This window comes from Klebsiella sp. KPN54798 (genome assembly GCF_021184225.1).
Lineage (GTDB): Bacteria > Pseudomonadota > Gammaproteobacteria > Enterobacterales > Enterobacteriaceae > Klebsiella > Klebsiella pneumoniae.
Window position 1 is genome coordinate 3,028,473 of sequence record NZ_CP089234.1, and the last position, 22,231, is coordinate 3,050,703.

Annotated in this window: 17 protein-coding genes and 3 pseudogenes; 8 read left to right on the forward strand and 12 right to left on the reverse strand. The window is 57.3% G+C overall.

From position 1 onward, the window contains the following. From LPQ25_RS14655 to tssB, 5 genes and pseudogenes are all read right to left on the reverse strand, one after another. The gene (locus LPQ25_RS14655) at positions 1 to 1,683 is read right to left on the reverse strand and encodes an OmpA family protein (RefSeq protein ID WP_234599515.1); all 1,683 of its coding nucleotides are present in this window, start codon (positions 1,681 to 1,683) and stop codon (positions 1 to 3) included. Between the two features lie 24 nt (positions 1,684 to 1,707). Then, positions 1,708 to 2,389, reverse strand: a pseudogene (gene tssL / locus LPQ25_RS14660) (type VI secretion system protein TssL, short form). Further along, a pseudogene (tssK, locus tag LPQ25_RS14665) lies at positions 2,386 to 3,727 on the reverse strand (type VI secretion system baseplate subunit TssK). Before tssK ends, tssL begins: the two co-directional pseudogenes overlap by 4 nt. A gap of 9 nt (positions 3,728 to 3,736) precedes the next feature. Then, entirely contained in the window at positions 3,737 to 5,281 is a 1,545-nt protein-coding gene (gene tssC, locus LPQ25_RS14670) for a type VI secretion system contractile sheath large subunit (RefSeq protein WP_014907727.1), read from the reverse strand. A gap of 42 nt (positions 5,282 to 5,323) precedes the next feature. Continuing rightward, complete coding sequence (gene tssB / locus LPQ25_RS14675) at positions 5,324 to 5,815, reverse strand: type VI secretion system contractile sheath small subunit (protein WP_004176434.1); 492 nt, start codon at positions 5,813 to 5,815, stop codon at positions 5,324 to 5,326. A gap of 640 nt (positions 5,816 to 6,455) precedes the next feature. Here tssB and LPQ25_RS14680 point away from each other — a divergent pair. Further along, the gene (locus LPQ25_RS14680) at positions 6,456 to 7,022 is read left to right on the forward strand and encodes a DJ-1/PfpI family protein (protein ID WP_014907729.1); all 567 of its coding nucleotides are present in this window, start codon (positions 6,456 to 6,458) and stop codon (positions 7,020 to 7,022) included. Between the two features lie 198 nt (positions 7,023 to 7,220). On the opposite strand, the gene LPQ25_RS14685 is transcribed toward LPQ25_RS14680, so the two are convergent. Continuing rightward, positions 7,221 to 8,753: an HD domain-containing protein gene (locus LPQ25_RS14685; protein ID WP_004224331.1), complete on the reverse strand. Its 1,533-nt coding sequence runs from the start codon at positions 8,751 to 8,753 to the stop codon at positions 7,221 to 7,223. Positions 8,754 to 8,969: 216 nt separating this feature from the next. Continuing rightward, the gene (locus LPQ25_RS14690) at positions 8,970 to 9,731 is read right to left on the reverse strand and encodes an SDR family NAD(P)-dependent oxidoreductase (protein ID WP_040146303.1); all 762 of its coding nucleotides are present in this window, start codon (positions 9,729 to 9,731) and stop codon (positions 8,970 to 8,972) included. Positions 9,732 to 9,839: 108 nt separating this feature from the next. Between LPQ25_RS14690 and LPQ25_RS14695 the strand changes: the two genes are divergently transcribed. Together LPQ25_RS14695 and ymcF are read left to right on the forward strand one after the other, a co-directional pair. Beyond that, positions 9,840 to 10,754, forward strand: a complete 915-nt coding sequence (locus LPQ25_RS14695; protein ID WP_015874717.1) for a LysR family transcriptional regulator — start codon at positions 9,840 to 9,842, stop codon at positions 10,752 to 10,754. Between the two features lie 301 nt (positions 10,755 to 11,055). After that, complete coding sequence (ymcF, locus tag LPQ25_RS14700) at positions 11,056 to 11,244, forward strand: cold shock small protein YmcF (protein ID WP_004183775.1); 189 nt, start codon at positions 11,056 to 11,058, stop codon at positions 11,242 to 11,244. A gap of 71 nt (positions 11,245 to 11,315) precedes the next feature. Here the strand turns inward: ymcF and LPQ25_RS14705 are convergent, their stop codons facing one another. The 5 genes from LPQ25_RS14705 to opgC are packed head-to-tail and all read right to left on the reverse strand — an operon-like array spanning position 11,316 to position 15,457. Beyond that, positions 11,316 to 11,759 carry an ATP-binding protein gene (locus tag LPQ25_RS14705; RefSeq protein WP_014907732.1) on the reverse strand — a complete coding sequence of 148 codons (444 nt, stop codon included), beginning with the start codon at positions 11,757 to 11,759 and terminating at the stop codon, positions 11,316 to 11,318. A gap of 19 nt (positions 11,760 to 11,778) precedes the next feature. After that, on the reverse strand, positions 11,779 to 12,117 hold the full coding sequence (locus LPQ25_RS14710; protein ID WP_004183770.1) for an STAS domain-containing protein: 339 nt from the start codon (positions 12,115 to 12,117) through the stop codon (positions 11,779 to 11,781). Then, complete coding sequence (locus tag LPQ25_RS14715; RefSeq protein ID WP_014907733.1) at positions 12,107 to 13,321, reverse strand: PP2C family protein-serine/threonine phosphatase; 1,215 nt, start codon at positions 13,319 to 13,321, stop codon at positions 12,107 to 12,109. The genes LPQ25_RS14710 and LPQ25_RS14715 overlap by 11 nt, the downstream gene beginning before the upstream one ends. Before the next feature lie 8 nt (positions 13,322 to 13,329). Next, positions 13,330 to 14,229 (reverse strand): hypothetical protein, encoded by a 900-nt coding sequence (locus LPQ25_RS14720; protein WP_015874714.1) that lies wholly within the window; start codon positions 14,227 to 14,229, stop codon positions 13,330 to 13,332. A 10-nt stretch (positions 14,230 to 14,239) separates the two neighbouring features. Further along, on the reverse strand, positions 14,240 to 15,457 hold the full coding sequence (gene opgC / locus LPQ25_RS14725; RefSeq protein WP_014907735.1) for an OpgC domain-containing protein: 1,218 nt from the start codon (positions 15,455 to 15,457) through the stop codon (positions 14,240 to 14,242). 275 nt (positions 15,458 to 15,732) lie between these two features. Here opgC and LPQ25_RS14730 point away from each other — a divergent pair. The 5 genes and pseudogenes from LPQ25_RS14730 (at position 15,733) to LPQ25_RS14750 (ending at position 22,230) form a co-directional block, all read left to right on the forward strand. After that, positions 15,733 to 17,548: pseudogene (locus tag LPQ25_RS14730) on the forward strand (glycosyltransferase). Continuing rightward, positions 17,545 to 18,876: a DUF3131 domain-containing protein gene (locus tag LPQ25_RS14735; RefSeq protein ID WP_014907737.1), complete on the forward strand. Its 1,332-nt coding sequence runs from the start codon at positions 17,545 to 17,547 to the stop codon at positions 18,874 to 18,876. Before LPQ25_RS14730 ends, LPQ25_RS14735 begins: the two are co-directional and overlap by 4 nt. Next, a complete protein-coding gene (locus tag LPQ25_RS14740) occupies positions 18,873 to 20,420 on the forward strand; it encodes a DUF3131 domain-containing protein (RefSeq protein WP_004203929.1) in 1,548 nt (515 codons plus the stop codon). The genes LPQ25_RS14735 and LPQ25_RS14740 overlap by 4 nt, the downstream gene beginning before the upstream one ends. Continuing rightward, positions 20,405 to 21,799 (forward strand): DUF3131 domain-containing protein, encoded by a 1,395-nt coding sequence (locus LPQ25_RS14745; RefSeq protein WP_014907738.1) that lies wholly within the window; start codon positions 20,405 to 20,407, stop codon positions 21,797 to 21,799. The genes LPQ25_RS14740 and LPQ25_RS14745 overlap by 16 nt, the downstream gene beginning before the upstream one ends. Continuing rightward, positions 21,796 to 22,230: a globin gene (locus LPQ25_RS14750; protein ID WP_004179506.1), complete on the forward strand. Its 435-nt coding sequence runs from the start codon at positions 21,796 to 21,798 to the stop codon at positions 22,228 to 22,230. The genes LPQ25_RS14745 and LPQ25_RS14750 overlap by 4 nt, the downstream gene beginning before the upstream one ends. Position 22,231: the final 1 nt, after the last annotated feature.

Sequence of the window (22,231 nt, forward strand, 5' to 3'; positions counted from 1 at the left end):
TTACTCTCCATTGTGTAGTGAAGCGCCATCATCCTGGGATGACGCAGAGGGTTGGTCCGGTAACCGGCAGGCGTCTACCTGCGGCACCAGACTGATTTCGACACGACGGTTCAGCGCACGGCCTTCCGGCGTATCGTTTGTTGCAATTGGTCGGCTTTCGCCATAGCCCTGAACGGCAAAGCAGCTGTCCGGCACGTCGCCGGTATCGCGCATCCAGTCGCGGACCGATTCGGCACGTTTCAGCGACAATAGCTGGTTGGCTTTTTCCTCACCCACGCTGTCGGTGTGACCCGCCACCACGATCAGCCACCCGGGCCTGGCCTTAATGTCCATCAGCGAGCTGACCAGCCGCTTTGTCGAACCAGGCTTCAGTACCCATTTCCCGGTATCGAATAGCGACATGCTGTCAAGGCGGATGACATCCGGCGCGACGTGCTGCACCGGCCTGGGCGGAGGCGGAGGCGGCACGTAACCGCGAATCGCCTCCAGCAACGGCAGGCGAATCTGCTCCCCGTGATACAAGCCCAGACTCAGGCGCAGCGGGACGCCGTTACGCGCCCAGCTATCGAGCAGCGCGGCATCTTCACGCAGCACCCTGACAGCGCTGGCTTTTGGTCGATAATCATCCATCGCAATCCGCTCATAACGGGCAATATCGACGCCCACGCGCTGCAGCAGTTGTCGATTGTTCCAGCCACTGCTGAGCAGCGCGGCGACAGCCGCGAGGGTGAAAATCGCGAGCGCCGCGCGCCAGGCCCAGCCTCGTGGCGTGAGTCCCCGTCCCGCCGGTAACTGCGGCAGGATGAATTCCGGCAAAGCTGAAGCGTCCCCGGTGTCGCTCTCGCCAGGCTGCCAGCCAGCTACCCGCGACAGGCCGCTATGTCGGGATAACCACGTCGTCCAGGCCGACGATGCCAGACTTCCAGGCAGCGAGGGCCCGAGGCCCCACAGCACGGCCGCAGGGGGCAGAGGTGGCAGGTCGGTATTCTCTTCCGTCAACACGGCATGGACGTGCTGTTCAAACCAGCCCATCAGGCTGTTCATCAGCACCTGCTGCTCCAGCGCGGCCGCCCCGCCGGCGCTTACCCAGGCCGGTACGGAACAGGGGGCGCAGGAGGGCTGCCAGACTTTCACCGCTTCACCCGGTATCGCCGCCTGCCACAACAGGTCGCGACTCATCGCGCTGCCCACCTGCCCCTGCAGCGCCAGCGGTACGGCATACCCCGTCTGCTGACGCAGCTGGCTGAGTTGCCAGCGCAGGGCCAGCAGAGCGCTGGTCAGCGCATCGCTTTGCGCATGCCGCTGCGGGCAGACGCAGAGCAGCACCGACAGCTGAGGCCCCCATTCCGGCCGCTGGCTCAATACCTGGCGCGCGACCTGCTGCAGATCCTCCGTCTTTTCCACGCGGATCCAGCAGCCCTGTTTGACGACTCGCACCGGTGACGCTGGCGGCCAGACACACGGCAGGTCGCCGCAAACGAGGACCACCGGCTGGCGATAAGCGCCCTCCGGGAGAGGGGCCAGGGTTGATGCGACGTTACGTCCGGTACGACGACTGGCGATGCGCCAGATCCCGATGATCAGGGCCAGCGTGACCAGCAGAATGAGCCACGCCCCCCAGCGGGGAACCGGCAAAAATAGCAGGCACACCAGCGCACTCAGCAGACTGGCCCACAGCGCCAGCCCACGCTGCTGCGCGGGCTCATTTCACCTCCCCGGTAACAAGGTCAGCAGCAGGTGATCGAGCCAGTGGTTGAGCCCCACCACAGGGCGAGTACCACCACCACGCTCAGGCCAATACGTACCGGCCATGGGGCCAGCCAGCCGCTTATCCCCAGACCGGCGCGACTCTCTACCAGTACGGGAGCGGTAGCCGGGCACTGAAAAGGAGGAACACGCTCACCGAGCGCGTTGACCAGCTTCAGGCGCTCGGGTCGTGGAGGGAGCGAAAGCTGCCAATAAAACCCAGCAGCATCACCCGCTGAAAACAGGTGACCACGGCCAGGTTGGGCGCCGGTTCACGCAACACATCACGCATCCGCTCGCACAGGGTGTCGCCGGCGTCCATGGTGCCGAGGAAGTGCCCCTGCAGCGGAATGTCATACCACTGCAGGCAGGCCTCATCCTCCACGCCGCGACCTTTCACTGCTTCATCGAGCAGCGCGCACTGGGCGGTGAGAATATGCTGACAGCTGGCGTCATCAAGCCCGCTCGCCTTCAGCTCATGTTGCACGCGCTCGACATCAGCAATACAGCGCTGCCATAGCGTGTACCCTTCCTCATCGCGGAACTGCGGGCCGTGGCGCAGGCTGATAACCTGCAGCCAGGTGTTCTGCAGCAGCGCATCAATATCAATGGACGCGGCGTTGCCGCGTTTAGGCTCATTCACGTTCGTAGTACCGCAAAAAGTTCAAGTTCAGGCTCACCGAGCATCCCCGGGACGTAAAACATACAGGTGCCGCTCTGCAGCATTTCCGTTGCCAGAGGGTGGGACACATCGAGGCTGAAATACTGATTTTCCAGACGCAGCGGGATCGCCGCCGGCACATGACGCAATGGCGTGAGGGCACCCCTGTCCGCGAGGAGTTGACGATGGCTTTGACATGATCCGGACTGCCCACTTTGCACTGGCGCGGAAACTGCTCCTGCAGTTGGGCGACCGGTACCGACGAACGAACCGACAGGTAGTAATCAGCCCTTCCCGCAGCCGGGCATCGTGCAGACGCGCCTGCCAGAAGTGCAGCCGGACATCATGCTCCAGCGCAATCGCCACCACCCGCGATGGCAGGCTCGCCTCCAGCAGGTCGCTCAGTAAATCAAACAGCGGCGGAAAAACCGCGTTCAGCTGGTCATGCTGATAGATCGGGACGGCATTCGCCTGATGGGTGAGCGAAAAGGTCAGCAGGCTACCAGCCAGGCGCGCCAGCTCCGGGTAGAGGCGTTCCGGCGGGCTTTGCCGGTAACGCAGAAAGTACCCCAGCACCGGCTCGGCGCTGTTCAGCGCATTCAGCAACCAGAACAGAGAGACATCAGCCACGGCAAAATCAGCCATCCGTTCATTGCTTTCGCGACGCATGGCCATCAGGCGCGTCAGACGAGCCCGGAGCTGGACGAGCAGCTGTTCAAGCTGCGTCGCCAGCCAGCGGCTGCCCTGGATCTGCAGCAGCGGCGGGAGAAACGTCTCGTCGATAAGCCAGGCCCCCTGCGAGTCCCGCTGCAGGCGAACAAGCGGACAGGTCAGGTAATCGCTGTTGTCCTGGTGGGCGAAGCGGAGGATCAGCTCCGGCTGTATGACGGCAATCTGCCGGGTATCATCCCCAAACTGGTTGCGGACATCGCGCCAGCGCTGGCGGAAGCGCACCGGCCTTTCGGCCACCTCCTCCGGCTTCAGACAGTTGCCGCCATTCGCCTGCATCAGGGGCAGCGCCAGCACGATCACCGCCTCGCCGGACGCGCCGTCCAGCGACAGCGCGGACGGCAGCGCATCGGCATTGTCCGTATCAATCATCGTGCCATCCTGGAACCGGACCTGCAGCCTGTGAGCCTGCAGGCGGCCCAGTTTGAGCATCTCTGGTTCGAAGGTCGCCTCAACCACTCCCCAGGGGTGGTTAAGACCCATCCGGGCAATCACTTCCGCAGTCCAGGCTGCATACGCAGCCTGCTGTTGAAAATGCTGAGGCGACACCATAATGCCCCGGCCCCACAACGGACGTTCCGTTTTCATCATCGTCCGAACCTACGCCTTCGCCTTTGGCATCTGGCTAACCAGCGACAGATTGACGTCCATCCCCTCGACCTGGAAGTGCGGCACCGCGTACAGCTTCACGCGGAAGAAGCCCGGGTTATCCTCGATATCTTCCACCACCACGCTGGCATCGCGCAGCGGATGGGAGGCCTGCAGCTCGTCGCCGGGGTCGGTCATTTCGGTCACCAGGCTCCGCACCCAGGTGTTCAGCTCCAGCTCCAGCAGACGCCGGTCCTTGGTGGTGCCGATATTCTCGCGCTGGATCATCTTCAGGTAGTGCGCGATGCGCGACAGCAGGAAGATATAAGGCAGACGCGCGTTGATACGGCTGTTGGCGGTGGCGTCGGCGGTATCGTACAGCGCCGGTTTCTGCGCGGAGTTGGCCGAGAAGAAGCAGGCGTAATCGCGATTTTTGTAGTACGACAGCGGGATAAAGCCCAGGCTGGCGAACTCAAACTCCCGCGTTTCCGGGATCATCACCTCGGAAGGAATTTTCACCTGGTTGCCGGTGCCCAGATCGTACAGATGGATGGGCAGATCTTTCACCGCGCCGCCGGCCTGCGGACCGCGAATTTGCACGCACCAGCCGTTATTGACAAAGCTCTTCACCATATTGGAAGCGAAGGAGAACGCCGCGCTGGTCCAGAGATACTTTTCGTGGTCCGGGCCCTTCACCTGCTCGACATAGTTGAAGCTGCGCACCGGCACGGTGTCCGGACCGTACGGCAGACGACCCAGCACGCGCGGCATCACCAGACCGATGTAGCGGGCATCGTCAGTTTCGCGAAACGCCTTCCAGCGGATATATTCCGCACGATCGAAGTAGTTGCCGATATCCTTAATGGCAGCCACCTCTTCCATGGTCTCTTTCAGGAAGAAGGCCGGGCCGACGGCGCCGATAAACGGCATATGGGCGGCCGCAGAGACGCGGGAGATATTGCGCAGCAGCGCCACATCCTGCGGGCTGGCGTCGAACTCATAGGCCGAGATCACCGAGCCGATCGGCTCGCCGCCGGGAGTGTCATACTCCGCGGTATAGGTGTGCCAGTAGAGGCCGCTCTGGATAAGCTCCGGCGCGTCCTCAAAGTCCTGGCGCAGATCGTCTTTGGCGACGTCGAGGATCTCCGTTTTGACGTTCTGCCGATAGTCGGTGTTGTCCACCAGCTGTTTGAGGCCGCGCCACAGGGATTCGACCTGCTGAAACTCCTGATGGTGCATCACCGCGTCCAGCTGACGGCTTATCTGGAAATCCAGCTCGGCGATATGGTGGTCGATCAGCGTTTTGTCGAGCTTTTCCACCCGCTGGCCGGACTGACGGATGCGTTCCATAAACACCTGCATCGCCGCGGTGAGACGTTCCGCCGCCGGCGCCTCGGAGAGCGCGGCATCGTCCAGAAAGTCGTTGATATCCCCGAGGCGAGACGCCGGGGTGAGATTAATTTTTTCAAACAGCGAGGCGTAAACGCCCTCGCCCGCGCTGTTTTCCTGCAGCGTGGTTTGCCCCTGAACAGGGGCGTTTTCTGTGGTAACAGACATTAGCATTTTCCCGGTTAATCCATTAACAGACTTGCCCCGCACTTATTTCGGGGCAAGCGCACTCATTTCGTCGCGTAATTCCTGGGACAGCGCCGGATCTTTCAGGATTGCCTCAAGCTCTTTTCTGAAAGTGGCGTTATCGAGCAGATTGGATTTGAGATCGCGTAATAAATTACGCATCGCCAGCATGGCGCGGAGTTGCGGAATTTGCCGGGCAACCTGCTCCGGTTCAAAATCTTTGATGTCGGTAAAACGCAGTCTGACGTTCTCCTCTTCGCCATTGCCGGCCAGCGTATTCGGCACCGAGAGGTTAACTTCCGGGCTAAATTCCGAAAGTACGCTGTTAAAATTATTTTTATTGACGTTGATTTTTTCTCTTTCCGATAAAGGCCGGTTTTCCTTACCATGACTAAAATCGCCAATGGTAAGCAGTTTGAGCGGCAGTTCGACCTTCTTTTGCGCGCCGCCGGTATGAAGAGATAATTTGAGATTAATGCGCGCCCTGGGGACTTCATTCTGGAACGTATCAGCCATAGCAGTTCCTTTCCTTAAGAAATAATTATTGAAGATATATTGATGTGAAACGTGACGATGATAAAGCAAAAATGGATTAACGATCAACTTAACCACCTAATAATTATATTTATTCATAAACACCCCCTTTCACCACGAAAATAAAAGCACCATGAATATCAATATTTAAAATGTGTAACAGCCGTCAATGATAAATTCAATAAATAATGCACCAAAGGAATGTTTGCAATGGATACTATAAGGCGGGCTAAAACATTAAGCGGATGAATAAAGGAAACCATAGAGACGACCGGGGCAATATAATTCGCTCATTATGCAAATTTAGCGTAACAACGCAATAAATTACTCAGAGGGAAAATATCTGGCTTCCATCCGATTGCCCCTTCGCGGCGGACGCTTAATAGTGCAGGCGCGAAATCTAAACGGTAACAATATTCTTCTGCTCCCCTTACTCCCCACAAACCGATTTTTTGCGGATAACGAGCCACAGCGCGATGTCGAACAAAGTTGTCGTTAGCAAAAAAACATGAGCCCGGTTACAAGACGCACACGACACCGTCGTCGGCATCCTGAACGGTTCGCATTCTGCAAGTCGCCAGGCTATATCTAAGACACCTTTCGCCCACAACGAGACACAAAGATGAGCAAGAAAATCCTAATGCTGGTCGGCGATTATGCCGAAGATTACGAAACGATGGTTCCTTTTCAGGCACTGCAGATGATTGGCCACCAGGTCGATGCCGTCTGCCCGGATAAAACCGCTGGCGACTATGTCATGACCGCAATCCATGACTTTGACGGCGCCCAGACTTATAGCGAAAAGCCGGGCCATCGCTTCACGCTGAACGCTGACTTCGCCGCAGTAAAGGCCGAGAACTACGATGCGCTAGTGATCCCCGGCGGCCGGGCGCCGGAGTATCTGCGCCTGAACGAGGAGGTTATTAAACTGGTACAGGCATTCGACGCCGCGCGTAAACCTATCGCCGCCGTCTGCCACGGCCCGCAGCTGCTGGCCGCCGCCGGTATTCTGCAGGGCCGCACCTGCAGCGCCTATCCCGCCTGCGCCCCGGAAGTGCGTTTGAGCGGCGGGCACTATGCGGATATTGGTATCGACCAGGCGCATGTGGACGGTAACCTGGTTACCGCCCCCGCCTGGCCGGCTCATCCACAGTGGCTGGCGAAATTCGCCGCCCTGCTGGCGGAATAACCATACTGAGCCGGCGTTTTTGTTGAGCCACCCGCTCCCCTGCGGGAATCTATGCCTCAGCGCGGTGTTTAGTCTCGGGTAAACGCGCTGTTGTAAGTTATACCGATGGCGGGGATGCGCCACGATTTACCGCTTATCTTCAGGGGCCGGTTAAAAAACCAGCCCCTGAAAAATTTATCGCTGCCCTGACGGGCATCATCAATTCAGCAACGCGATCTGCTTGACCACTATTTCATTGATTTTATAGATTATTTCAGGAGTTACGCGTTCTTTGATATCGCGGTCAACAAATACCCGAATGCAATATTTGATGATTTGATACTGATTTAACTTATCACCACATTCAATTAACGGTTTTATTTCGTAGCGGTTCTTAAGATCTTTCACCAAAAGCTTAACTTCGGTTTTATCCAGGTCTTTAAAGGCGCAGTCGGAGACAATATCAACGGCAAATTCATGTGGTTTGAAATGAGGCTGTAATACAGAAGTCAATAACCCGGTGAGTTGACTCTTCCACGCCTTATTTTCCTTGTCAGCGATGTTAGCTTTATACACAGAGTGTTTGGCCTCATAGACCTTCGACCATGGGTGTCGGTTAATAATGTCATCAAGTATTTTTTTATTAACCGCCTCGGTATCGCTGATATCTATCCATTCACCAACCTTGTCATTCAAAAAATAATCATCACTGCACGCCAAATAAAAATCCTTCAGCGCGTCGATGAAGCTTTCATCGCTATGGTCAACGATACGGTCGGTAACGTCAGCGATAATGACATTTTGTGGATCCTTGCTTTGCATAATCTCACATAATGTGCTCAACATCGTCGCAAAGGCGCGGTTTGTTTTATGGTAATACACCTGCGAGAAAAGGCTGGAGCGCGCCCCAATAAACTCAGCGATCGAATCAATCCCACTCTCTTTGTAAGCAAGGTACAATTTTCCCTGTTCCTCGACCGGGACAATTGACATAAACAAGCGATTGTAATCGTAGATGCCACACTTGACGCCGGAGAAATAGCCATCTCTGAGCAAGTAATCCATCCGGTCGGCATCGATCGGACAGGAAGAGATGATCGAGGTCATTAACGGCAGGATATCTGTTGCCTTTCCATTAATTTCCTCAATGATCTGTTGGTCACCGTATCTTTTTTCGATGATTTTTAACACATTTTCGATATTTATTTCGTCATCGACCTTACCTTGTTTTCTCAGATCATGGTAAATCATCAGGCTGAACAACAGCGAAAGCTGTTCATGTTCAACTTTCTGTTCTGGCTTGCTTAATACATCAATGATTGAATGGTAGGCTGTGGGGAGAACATCGGAGAATTCGTGCTTACCAGGCATAAAACTCTCAAACTGGTGGGATACCGGCCCGTGCCCGATGTCATGCATCAGGGCAGCGAGTCTCAACTCCTGAATGTTGTGTTTTGGTATCTGATCGATATGACCAAACACATGGCCATCATCATATTTCTTTTGATACCGTATCGCATTCAGGCGTAAATTATTGAGTATTTCACTTGATAAATGCAGCACCCCGAGAGAGTGTTCGAAGCGGCTGTGCACCGCAGAGGGAAACACCTTATATAAAAAAGAGTTCTGTTTAATGTTGCGTAAGCGCTGGAAAAGGGGGTGATTGATAAAGGCAATCTCGAGTGTCGTCAAACGAATAGTGCCGTGAATGGGATCAAGGATCTTACTGGTCAATTCATTTTCAAAATCCATATCTTAAATCCTTTCATACGTGCATTAAATATATTTAGCATATTGATTGTTTATTCAACAATAATCTTGCGCATTCAGGCAATAAGGTCAATCACTAATATTTAACGAGCAACGCGGCAGATCATAATTTCCTTATCTCTCCACAGCGTCGCGCTATATCGGCATCCACTGACATATCGATTGACTACGGATGAAAACAGCCCCGGTTTTCTTCGCTCAGATGCGCATTCCCCCGGAAACCTCAATGCGCTGGGCATTCACCCAGCGATGATCATCGGATAACAGCGAGGCGATCATCGGCCCGATATCCTCTGGCAGGCCAGGTCGGCCCAGCGCCGTCATGTTCGCTACCGCCTGAGCGACCTGCGGGTTATCCCGCACCACCCCGCCGCTGAAATCCGTGGCGATGGCGCCCGGCGCTACGCAGTTCACCGTGATCCCGCGGCCGCCCAGCTCAAACGCCATATAACGGGTCAGGGTTTCCACCGCGGATTTCATGATCGCATAGGGCGCCCGGTTCGCCATCACGATACGGGTCAGTCCGGACGAGATATTCACAATTCGCCCGCCATCCGCCAGCAGCGGCAATAATTTTTGGCTGAGGAAAAAAACCCCCTTCACATGGATGCGATAAAGCGCATCGAACTCCGATTCGGTAGCATTCAGAAACCCCATGCCGCTGGCATTGCCGGCATTATTAACCAGGTAATGAAACCGATCGGCCCCCAGCTCCGTCAGCGCCTCCTGAAAGGCGCTGACAAACCCGTCAAAGGTGTCGGTTTCGCCGGCGCTGAAGGGCAGCGCGATCGCCCGCGAGCCCTGAGCTTCAACCCGCGCGACCACATCGTTCGCCTCGGCAAAATGCGCGTTGTAGGTCAATACCACGTTCACGCCGCGCTGAGCCAGCGCTTCAACGGTTGCGCGCCCCAGGCCGCGGCTGCCGCCTGTCACCAGGGCGATTTTTGCGCTATTGTTCATGTTTCCCCCTTTTATCTCTGCTGAAAACATGAGCGATTATAGGCCTCTGAATGCCGACGATAAGACCGCATGGCGCGACAGGATTGTTTTGCCAGCTGGAACAATGCCATGGATAAACTGGATACCCTGACCCTGTTCGTGCGCATCGTCGAACGGGGTTCGTTCAGCGCCGCCGCCGCGGATCTGGGTTTTTCCCGGCCGGTGGCGACTGCAGCCATTAAGGCGCTGGAGGCTAGCCTTGGGGCGCGCCTGCTGCAGCGCACCACCCGGCACGTGCAGCCGACGGCGGAGGGCTCGCTGTATTATCAGCGCTGCGTGTCCATCCTGGCGGCCCTGGAGGAGGCCAACCGCAGCGCCGGGGGGAGCATCTCCGGCACCATCCGGGTGGACGTGGCGGGCAATCTGGCGCGAACCCTGCTGCTGCCCGCGCTGCCGCAGTTTCTCGCCCGCTATCCGGCCATTACGTTACAGATAGGCGAAAGCGAGCGCGACGTCGATCTGGTCCGCGAAGGGGTGGATTGCGTCATTCGCGGCGGCCATCTTCCCGACAGCGAGATGATTTGCCGGCCGCTCGCCAGGCTACAGGAGATCACCTGCGCCAGCCCGGCCTACCTCGCCCGGTACGGCACCCCGCATACGATTGACGGGCTGGCGGGACACGTGGCGATCGGTTTTGTTTCAGCGCGCACGCACCGTACCTTGCCGCTGACTTTTACCCTGGATGGTCGCCAGACCGAGGTCAGTTTGCCCTGTCGGCTGCTGACCTCCGATGCCGACGTCGGCGCCGAAGCGTCAAGGCTTGGCTTTGGCCTGTATCAGGCACCCTTATCCCGCCTTGAGGCCGATCTGGCATCCGGAGTATTAACGGAGGTGCTGGCTGATTTTCGCCCTGCGCCGCTGCCGCTCTCCCTGCTCTACCCCAGCAGCCGGCAGCTCTCTGCCCGGGTACAGGTATTTATCGACTGGGTGACGGTGCTGATGAAGGCGCCCCTGGCGCAGCAGGCATCCGGAAGGCTAAAATAATGTTTGCTATTATTTGCGGCTCGTGCGTTAATCGTTAAGTCGATTTACCAGACGAAAAGTTATTATCTAAGTACGTGTTCTCATCTCCAGGCGTTATCCCTGATACCACCTTCCTTTGAGCAGTCCCGTTAGTAGTTTGCTTTTTCTGTAAACAGGCCCTGTCAGATCCTTGTCGACTCCTTAAAAAGTCCGCCATCTGACACAAAACCCGGCTTACCACCAACTAAAATCAGCCGCGTTAATTTTCCTGAAAACGACCATTGTCTTTTCAACAGAACATCACCCATACAAGGTTTACATTATGATCGAACATATCCATTTTAGATGCCCATGCTGCCATGGCTCCCAGTACAGAACGTCCCAGTTTGACGTCACTGAAAAAAACCCTTTTGGTGCGAAATGCATTTTCTGCAAATCAGCCATGATGACGTTAGATACTCTTCGCCCTTATCACCTGGGCGCGCTGTCCACCGCTCAGGCCCAGCCATAAGACGGATGAAGAGGGTGAACGCGGGCGGGAAAATTCCCCCGGGGATTCACCTGGGGGCAAGCTCTGTTCCTTCACCTGACGCGATCGTCGGTGGAATGGCGAAGAACGGCATCCGGCAACGCTTTTATCAGGGTCGTCACATTCTCCCCGGCGCGGGTTTCCACATTAAAATAGTCCACCGCGCGCAGAATAAGCCGCAAACCTCTGCCGCTTTCCGCTAACGGATCGACATCGAAGCGCTCATCGCCACGCGCCAGCGCCAGGCGCTCGGCCGGAAAGACCTCTCCCGCATCAATAAAGCGCAGCGTCACCCGGTCTTCCGTTGCGATAAATTCGACACGAAAAACACGTTGCCGATCCTCATGCAACGCATAGCGAATGATATTGGTGGCCGTCTCACAGACGGCAAGATCGAGCGCGAAGCGCCACTCCTCCCCGACGGACAGCGGCGCCATTTGTTGAGCCAGCCACGCCGCCAGCGTTGATAGCGAGCTGAGTTGGGCAGGAAAATTCATGACGTTATTCACGGGCGCGTCACGGATTGAACTGCGCAAGGGCTGAAGTGCGATCCTCGCAAATACGAAAAATACGATCCATCCTGGTCAGGGTAAACATATTGCGAATGCCGGGGTTCAGCGCGCACAGTGTCATTTCTCCTTTACCGTTCATCATTTTCATCAGGGAAACCAGCGTTCCCAAACCGCTGCTGTCGATAAAATCGATTTTACTGAAATCAACAATCAGATCAGTGCTATCTTCGCCTATCTCCTGGGCGATTGCCGCCTTAAAGGCTACCGCGACGGAAGCATCCAGCCGACGCACCGCCGGCGTCAGGATCGTCACCGAGGCCTGCCGTTCAGTTTCAATTTTCATCACTGTCCCCTGTACGTTCAATAATCAAGAGTGAAACATCATCGGCCATCGCCTGGGTCTCCTGCGCGTCGCCACTGCGCCAGCGGATCAGGTGCCGGGCAAAACGCGGCAGCAGCGCGGGCAGCGGCTGCGTCACGCTGTCCTGCAGCCACGCTTGCAAGCGCGCCTCGCCAAACTGTTCACCGCTCCGGTTTTCACATTCGGTGATACCGTCGCTGAACAGGCACAGCCGCTCTCCCGGCGCCAGCGAAAAACTGACATCTGCCCACGAGAGATGGTCTATCAACCCCACCGGCGCCCCGCCGCTGCCGACCGGGCGGACGGTAGCGTCCGGGCTAACGATAAAAGGCGTGGGATGCCCGGCCTGACAGAGTTTGCCCGCACCGGTCTGCAGGTCGATCACGCCATAGATCAACGTGAAATAGCTGACGATCTCTGTTTCGTCACTGCAAAAACGACCATTGAGGATCGCCACCACCTCGGCCGGCGACGCCGGCTGGTTGTCTGCCGTAAAAAGAAAGCGCTCAACGGCCCTGCCATGCAAAAACTGGCGGGCGACGGCGAGCGACATCATCGCCGCCCCCACGCCGTGTCCGGAGACATCCACGCAGTAAAATCCGAGATGCTCCCCCAGCGGGAACACATTAAAAATATCCCCCGATACCCAGGCCGACGGCAGGAAAATCCAGTCGGAGAAAAAACCCTGATAGCACAGCTGATGAGCCGGGAGAACCGATTGCTGAATGCGCGCCGCCAGCTCCAGATCCTGTTCAATCTGCCGCAGCGCTTCACTTAGCCGCGTATTGCGCGCGGCGAGGTCGGCTTCAAGGGAGAGGATCCGCGCCCCGGCGTGCAGCCGCGCCCGCAGCTCGCTCTGCTCTACCGGTTTGCTGAGAAAATCATCGGCCCCTGCCTCAAACCCCTGCGTTAAATCGCCAGGGTCTTCGCGGGCGGTGAGCAATATCAGATAAACATAGCGACCAAACTGGCGACGGCGAATTTCCCGACATAGCGTCAGGCCATTCATCTCCGGCATCTCCCAGTCGCTTATCACCAGGCTGACAGGCTGGTTTTCCAGGATCGCCAGCGCGTCGACGCCGTTTTCCGCCTCACTAACGATATAACCCCACTGCGTCAACATTCGGCTTAGCAGCCGACGATAAACCAGCGAATCTTCAACAATCAGGACGTGCTGTGCCGACATCGCGCCTCCTAAATCGGCAAGAACCAGATAAGGCTGATCGTGCCTTCACGAAACTTGCCGCTGCCGCTGTCATGCCTCGGGTAGCGGGTACCGGCATAGTTGGCATACTGCACAGAGAACGATCCCGGCGTATAGCTCGCGTAGCCAAAACTGTAACTATAATCGCCATTCCACGGCTGCTGCTGACTACTGTCCGGATACCAGAACGCGGTGGCGCGCACAAAAAAATGTTGTTTAAAGGTATATCCACACCCCCCAAGCAGCACATTTTTGTTTTTGCGGATATCGTTACTCTCCAGATCGTAATAACGCGGCACCCAGCTGTAGCCTGCCTGGCACATGATGGCGTCGCCTTTGTTAATCAACAGCGCATGCTCCATGGGCTTCGGCAGCGAAAACTTATACGCCAGGGTAATCGCCCCCTGCTCAAAATAGGTGTGACGCTTGCTGCCCGAGGTCCAGAAGTGGTTATCGCCATAGTTACTGTAAACCAGGCTGAAGGTGTTGGCATGCCAGTCGTCGTAGCCAAAACTATAGCGAAAATCGGCGGTATAGCGGCTGGTGTCAGTCACCGGTAAACGGGATGTCACGTTGGCGAACCAGAAGCTGTAGGGCGAGTATTGCAGGCTAAGATTCAGAGTCTGATTATATTTTTTCTTCTGTTCTGCGCTGTCTGAGCTGTTGGGGACGGTCATCCACTGCTCTTTTAAACCCGAACTAAAGCTCAGCGCTCCCGAAAACACCTTGTCATTCCCGGAAAAAAGCCGTCCCCAGCGGCTGGTAAACACGCCGGCCTGCACCGGTTCACCATTTTTATCACGCAGCGGTTGTGCGTCGTTCTTCTCTGCGCCTTCCGCACCTGCGATGGCGCACCATAGCGCGCAGGCCAGCATATATTTCTCCCGCATTTGCCCTTCCTTAGTTAGGTATCCAGCGTGCGGCGACGCGGTATTTGGCCATCAGCCACAGTACGCCCAGCGCGGCGGCATGAATCAAGGTGTTCTCTATCCACGCCTGGCGCCACAGATCGAAGGTAACCAGCTGGCTTACGGCGAGTACGATGTAAACATGCAAAATAAAGGTGTAGAGCGAACGCTGCCCGAGCGGGATCAGGAACCAGCCTGCCAGCCGGTTAAGGGGGCGCCAGCACCAGGTCAATAGCAGATAAATGGTGACCATCAGACTGACATCATTGAGGATCCGTACCGGACCGAGGCCGTTTTTCGCCGCCCAGGTATGGTAAAAGGCGTTAAAATCCGCCGGCGGGATTACGTGCATCAGCAGCGCGGGCGGCATAAAAGGATTGGTATGGTTCTGGGCGACAAACGCAAGGATAAGCGCGATGAACACCAGCGCCGCCACGGCGACTTTGCCGGGCGGCGTGCGGGCGAAAGAGATCAGTTCCGCTTTGTACCAGCCGCAGCACATGCCCAGCACAAAGATAAATTGCCAGGCCAGCAGGGGAAAGGCGAATTCAAATTCGCAGGGCGTGACCCGTATCGGCCAGCGTTGCCAGCAGCCGTATATCAGCAGCGAGGCGCCCAGTAAGGGGTAGACGTGACCCTTTTGCAGCATTCCCAGAAACAGCGGGCTGAGCAATAACAAAAAAATATAGAGTCCGAGGATCTGCGTCTGATGCGGGCCAATCTGCAGATAGAGGATAATGTTAAACCACGTCTCTTTTATTTGCGGGGTTAGCGGATAGAGCGACCAACTGGTCCCGGAAAAGCGGTCGGTAAAATGAGTGACTTCATAGACATTAATATAAGGCAAATATCTCAGCAAAAGAAAAGAGACAATAATAATAATATTAACCTGATATATTTTCCATGCGCGAAGATAAAGCCCCCAGCTCACCGTCAGTAATACTGCCTTTTGTAATCTGACACGATTTAGCATCCCTAACATGAAGCCGGACAGGATCACAAAGCCCTCGGCACCGGTGGTCAAACCAAATCGTTCCCAGCTGAAAATATTAAATATCGACATCACTTCGGTATGCGCCACCACCATCATCACAAGAGCAATACCGCGCATAAAGTCGATACGCAGGTCGCGATCCCCGGTCAGAGAGTAACGCCAGAGCATTGATTTATGAGTTTCTTTTTGCGAAATCGCTGAAGCAACCTGGCTCATTAGGGATCCTGCCGTCTACCCTGCAACATTTATTATAAATTATTTAGATAGTGTAGAATGGGCTATCTTGCAATGTTCGTTTTATAAATTCCGCCGGCGTGTATCACACTATGTTAGGTCATCCCGGTGACTATCAGTTCGCGCTGTTGAAATTTTTGCGCCACCATCTACACTCACTTTACTGTTATTTATAAGCCCCTGTGCGTTCTACAGAACGCCCCAATCGATAACAGACCTGTCATTCAAACCCAGCGCGGAATCAGGATATCCTTGCTATGGATTTTTATTTTTCCCGTTTTGAACATCGCCGACCGCCTGAACCGCTCAGCACCCCGCGCTGGGTGAGAATGATTTGGCAGGTATTAGCTGTGGCCGCCCTGGTGCTTGGCGCTAATTATCTTTACTGGCGCTGGACCGCGTCCTTAAACACTGACGCACTGTGGTATGCGATCCCTCTGGTGCTGGCGGAAACCCTGGCGTGGATTGGCACAGTTCTGTTCACCATTAATTTATGGCAGGAAAAAGATCCTCCGCCAGGGGTCCCCCCGACGGAGATCAACGACTGTCTGCGCGCGGATGAAGCGGTGGAGTCGAGGCCGATTAAAGTCGATCTGTTTATCGCCACCTATTCCGAAGACGTGGAGCTGGTCAGGCTGTCGATCCGTGACGCCATGCAGATGACCTATCCCGGTCCGCTCGATTATAAAGTGCATGTCCTTGACGACGGGCGTCGCCCGGAGATGAAGGAGGTCTGCGAGCAGGAGGGGGCGAACTATATCACCCGTCAGAGCAATATCGGCTACAAGGCCGGTAACCTGCGCAACGGGCTGGAACATACCGATGGCGACTTTCTGATCATCTGTGATGCCGATACCCGCGTTTTCCCGACCCTGCTGAGCCACACGCTCGGCTATTTTCGCGATCCGGACGTCGCCTGGGTGCAGACCCCACAATGGTTTTTCGATCTCCCGGAAGGAGAGGATCTGGCGAGCTGGCTGCGGCGTAAAGCAGGCGGTGCAGGCTATGGCGTGGGCTGGCTGGCGCAGAAAATCGTCGGTCCGGTGACCATTGGTCGCGATCCTTTTTTCAACGATCCGCGCATGTTTTACGACGTGATTTTACGGCGCCGCAACTGGGCTAACGCCGCGTTCTGCTGTGGCGCCGCCTCCGTTCACCGACGGGAAGCGGTGATGCAGGCGGCGCTGCGCAGCTACGTCTGGAGCGTTGACGCCGAAATCGCGCGTCATACGCGGGATATTCATGACCCGGCAACGCGGGAAGCGCTGCAGGACGCCATGCGCCCCCACGTTGCCTTCGATACTGAACTGACGCCCTATAAGTTCCACGTCTCGGAAGATATTTATACCTCCATCCTGCTGCACGGCGACGCTGCCCGCCGCTGGCGCTCGGTAATGCACCCGCGGATTGAGTCGAAAATGCTCTCTCCGCAGGATATGCTGACGTGGATGATCCAGCGCTTTAAGTACGCCGCCGGATCGCTGGATATCCTGTTCCATGACAACATCTTCAACCGACGCCGCTTTAAACTCTCGCTGCCGCAAACGCTGATGTACGCGACCACCTTCTGGTCGTATCTGGCCTGCGTGTGGAACACCGTATTCCTGATCTCGCCAGTTATTTATCTCTTCACCGGCATTCCGCCGGTGTCGGCGTGGTCTACCCCTTTCTATCTGCACTTTTTACCCTTTTTTATTGTCTCCGAACTGGCCTTTATGTTCGGCACCTGGGGCATTTCTGCCTGGGACGGCCGGGCCTCTTACCTCTCCTTTTTCTCGATGAATCTGCGGGCGCTGGACACCGTTTTGCGCGGGGAGCAGATCAAATTTCACGTTACGCCGAAAGAGCGACAGACGGGCCGTTTTCTCTATCTCGTCAAGCCGCAAATTGCCATCGTTTTGCTCACCCTCACGGGGCTGATATGGGGCGGTATTCAGGTGGCGCGCGGTCAGGTTGACGACCCTCCGGGTACGTCATCAACATTTTCTGGGGCGCGGTGAATATTGCCGCCATGCTGCCACTGATCTTCGCCGCCATGTGGACGCCCCCGAAGAGCAGGAGGCGAGCCGATGAGGATCCGCGACGCCCTGCTATCCGCGCGCAGCTATCTCACTATCCTCATTGGCTTCCTGCTGGGTTTTGCGATTGTCGTGTGGGTGGAAAAACAAATGCCCGCGCGCGTCGAGAGCAGCGGCGGGATGACGTTGAGCCAGGATTTTCCGCCGCTCCCTCCCCCGCGCGAGCTGACCTTTGACGAGGCGATCTGGGCGCGGGTGGCCTGGCAGTATTATGTCAACAATACCCAGCCAAACGGCCTGGCCAACGCGCACGATGGCGAACCCTGGCTCAGCCTGTGGAGCGTCGGCAGCTATCTTTTCGCCGTGGTCGCCGCAGAGCAGCTGCATATTGTGACCGCCGCCGAAGGTGATGAGCGCATTGCCGCCGCCCTGTTTACCCTCGGTCAACTGCCCCTCAACGCCCAGGGATTGCCCGCCGCTCAGTACCATGCCGACACGCTGCATATCCTCGGCAACCCGGACTCCTCCGCCATCGGTATGGGACGCCTGCTCACCGCCCTGCAAACCCTGCTCTGGCGCTATCCTCAGCACGCCGCCGCGGTGCGGGATCTGTTTAATCAGTGGCGGGTCGGCGCGCTCATCAGCAACAGCCCCGCCAGCCAGGCCGCGGCGCCGCTGCACCACTGGGCGCTGGCGGCGGATGAACCGCGGGACAGCTTTGGCTACCGGCTGTACGCCAGCCATACGCTGCGGTTGATCGACAGCGCGGCGGGGCTGGCGGTGACCAACCCGCCGCAGGGGCAGCAGATGATCGATATCGACGGCATCATGGTGCCCGACGAGGGGCTGCGCACGCCCTGGGGTCAGCAGCCTTCGCTGATCAGCCTGCCGTACCTGCTCACCGGACTTGAGCTGGGCTTTGACGCGCAGAGTGCGGAGATCGCCTGGCGCATCATGCAAATCCAGCAGCGCCGTAATAGCCTGAGGGTCAGCAAGCCGCCGATCAGCACTGACTACGCCGAGCCCGCGCCGGATTATGCCAGCGCGCTGGCGGACCGGCAGCCGCAGAGCGCCTTCGCCCCACGCAGCGCCGCCCCGGAGCAATCGGCGATCACCTCCACCCGCACCGCCTTTGCCTGGTACGCCCTGTTCCGTAATAGCTGGAGCGAGGCGCTGCGCCAGCAGGTGCAGACGCTGCAGGTCCCGGGCAAGGGCTGGCAGCGAGGGTTAAATCTCAACCGCAGCGTCAACGACGTTATTGACGGCGATACCAACGCGATCGTGCTCGAAAGCCTGGCCTACATTTCCCGGGGGCAGATGCTGTGTCTGGCCTGCCTGAGCCCTGCCCCTCTACCCTCGTCCTCAGCAGGAGCAACGCCATGAAGCTGACCTATTTTTCCCGTTTTCCCCTGCTGGCCGGACTCATGGCGCTGTGGCTCTCGCTCTCCGGCGCGCAGGCCGCGACCGGTCTGCCGGCTGCGGAATACGCCCCGCGCAGCGGGGAGCTGACGCCGAGAGAGATGACTATCGCCAGAAACGCCTGGCAATACTTCGTCGCCAACTTTCAGCCCACCACCGGGCTGGTCAATGCGGTAAACAAATACCCCTCCACCACCATGTGGGACAGCGCCTCCTATCTGGCCGCGATGACCGCAGCCCGTGAGTTGGGGATTATTGATAAGGCGGAGTTCGACCGTCGGATGCTGAAGTTTCTCGCCACGTTGAATAAGCTCGATTTATTCCGTAACGAACTACCCAACAAAGCCTATAACACGATAAGCGGACAAAAGGTTAACTACCAGAACAAGCCGGGTGAAATCGGCTTTTCGGCGCTGGATATCGGCAGAATGCTGATCTGGCTGAAGGTGATCAAGGAGCGCTATCCGGAATACAGCAACAGCATCGATAATGTGGTGCTGGGGTGGGATTTTAGCCATGTGGTCGATCCCTGCGGCACGCTGTACGGGGCGTATCTGGAAAACGGCCAGCCCAAATACGTTCAGGAAGGCCGTCTGGGATACGAGGAGTACGGCGCGGCGGGCTTTCAGCTGTGGGGATTTAACACCTGTCAGGCCAGCCGGCCGCAGCCCTACGAGCTGGCGGAGATTTACTGCGTGCTGGTCCCCTATGATTCGCGCGACCCACGGCAAACCAGCCAGCATAACTATGTGGTCAGTGAATCCTACGTGCTGTATGGCATGGAGTTTGGCTTTGATAACCCTGGTGACCGGAACAACAGCCCGCGCGAGTACTCCCATCCCTGGATGAAAAACTTCGCTGACCGGGTCTACCAGGCCCAGGAGAATCGCTACGCCATCACCGGGATCCTCACCGCCCGCTCCGAGCATCAGCTCGATAAATCCCCGTACTTTGTCTATGACACCGTGTTCAGCGACGGGTTTAACTGGAACACCATAACCGACAAAGGCCAGTTCGTACCGAATAGCGCCGCCGTGTCGCTCAAAGCGGCGATGGGGATGTGGGTGCTGTGGAACTCGCCCTATACCGATCGTCTGCTGGACGCCATTGAAAACGCGAACGAAGCGGGAAAAGGCTATTACGAGGGGTTGTATGAGAACGGCGACGGGCCAATCAATGAGTTTACCGCCAACAACAACGGCATCATGCTGGAAGCACTGCTATTTAAAAAGGAGGGAAAACTGCTGCAGTTTTCCAGCGACAACCCGAAAAACCGCGATTTCGCCCCGTCGCTGTGGGACAAGAAGCTGGTGGATCTCTTTGAACCCAATAACGGCCCGCGCAATCGCCCGTTCCTGAGCAACACCCCCGCCGTCAAAACATGGTGCGAGCAGACCGGGACCACGCAGCGCACCAAACCCGCCTGCCAGGCCTGCCAGTGTGCCGCCTGCAAGGCTGACGAGCCCGTTAAACTTCCGCCGGTGACCGCGCAATGCTTAAAACCCTAGCCCGCTGGCTGGCCATCGCCGTCGTCCTTTTTCTTATCGCCCTGGCGCTGTTTTATCGCGAAGGCGCGGGGTGGCGCTGGCTGACCAAAGGCGGCTGGCACACCACTGCCCGCATCAGCAGCCTGACGCCGCAGGAGCGCTCGTGGGCGCAGATCGCCTGGCGGTACGTCGAGAACAATACCCAGCCGCAAACCGGCCTGGTCAACGGCAGCGACAAACAGCCCCGCGCAACGCTATGGCAGATGGGCGACACCCTTATCGCCCTGCTCGCCGCCAGAGAGCTGGGGTTGGTAAAGGAAGCGGAATTCGACGCCCGCCTGACGCCCCTGCTCGGCACCCTCAATCGCCTGACGCTGACCGACGGCGGTTCGCCGGGCAGGCTATACTCCACTCAGACGGCGACCCCTGTCGACTTCAGCGGCAAACCGGCGGCCAGCGGCTGGTCAGCAAAAGATATGGCCCGACTGATGCTCGCCCTGCGGCTCACCGCCGAACGCGCGCCGCAGTATGGTGAATACATTGATAAAATTGTCCTGCGCTGGAACTTCTGTCCGGTTATCGATAAAGACGGGGAGCTGTGGTCCGCCTCACTGCAGAACGGTCAGCGGACGATCCGCGAGGAGCTCCGGCTGGGAGACAGTGAATACGCCGCCAGCGCGTTTCGCCTGTGGGGATTTCCGGCCGGCAAGGCCCTCTCCCCCCCGGCGCGCCATGTGATTATTTATCAGCGCCGCCTCGCCGTTGACGACCGCGACCCGCGAACCACCTGGCAACCCGTAGTGCTCTCTACTCTGCCCGCCATGCTGCCTGGACTGGAGTTCGGCTGGCAGCCGCCCGGCGTGCCGGAGATGGCGCAAAAAGCCATGCGCGAGCGGGCGGAAGGGATATGGCTCAGCCAGAAAACGCGCTGGACGCAGGATAAGGTGCTTACCGCCCGGGCCGATTTTTCGCTTACCCAGGCGCCCTGGCACGTGGAAGACACCGTCTGGGGGAATGGCTACGCCTGGAATACGCTCGGGGACGACGGGAAGTACTACCCCCGGCTGGCGCAGGTGACCACCAAAGCGGTCTTTGTCCTGTGGACGCTTTGGGAAACCGAGTATACCGATGCGCTGATGGCGGTCACTACCCATCTTAACGACCCGCAGCGCGGCTGGTTTGAAGGACGGGTCGAGGCCACCGGCGACGTCAACGCCACCCTCACCCTCTCCACCAACGCCATGGTGCTGGAGGCGCTGTTTTACAAACACAACGCCGGGCCGTTGTTCAAAAACGGCCTCGCGGATGACAACAGCTACTTTGCCCACCGCGCGACGGACGAATTTAACCCGCCCCGACGCTGCCTGCCGGGCGAACGGGTCATAAGGAGCGCACCATGAAGTTTTATCGCGATCTCTTTGAAGCCAGCCTGAATCGCGTCGTACCAGAGCACGACAAACAGCGCTTCTTCCAGGCCTTCTACAGCACCTTTATCCATATGTCACCGGAAACCGAGCAGCACTTCTCCCAACGCTCCGGCGAGGAAGGCCAGCAGATGATCTTTAAGAGCTTTTTCGCCATGCTGGCGGTCAACGGCGACCTCTTTGTACCCGATTTTCTGGAACGGTTGGCGCGAGCGCAAAGCGAGGAAGGCCTGCGTCTACCGCCGCGGTTTTTTGCCCTCTGGCGGGAAGCGATGCTCAAAACCGTCCGCGCCTGCGATCCGCTGTGCGATGAGGAGATCCTCACCGCATGGGCAATGGCAATCGCCCCTGGGCTCGAGTATCTGCGCCGCCAGGCGGAGCTCCACTATCAAACTGTTGGCCAGTAAT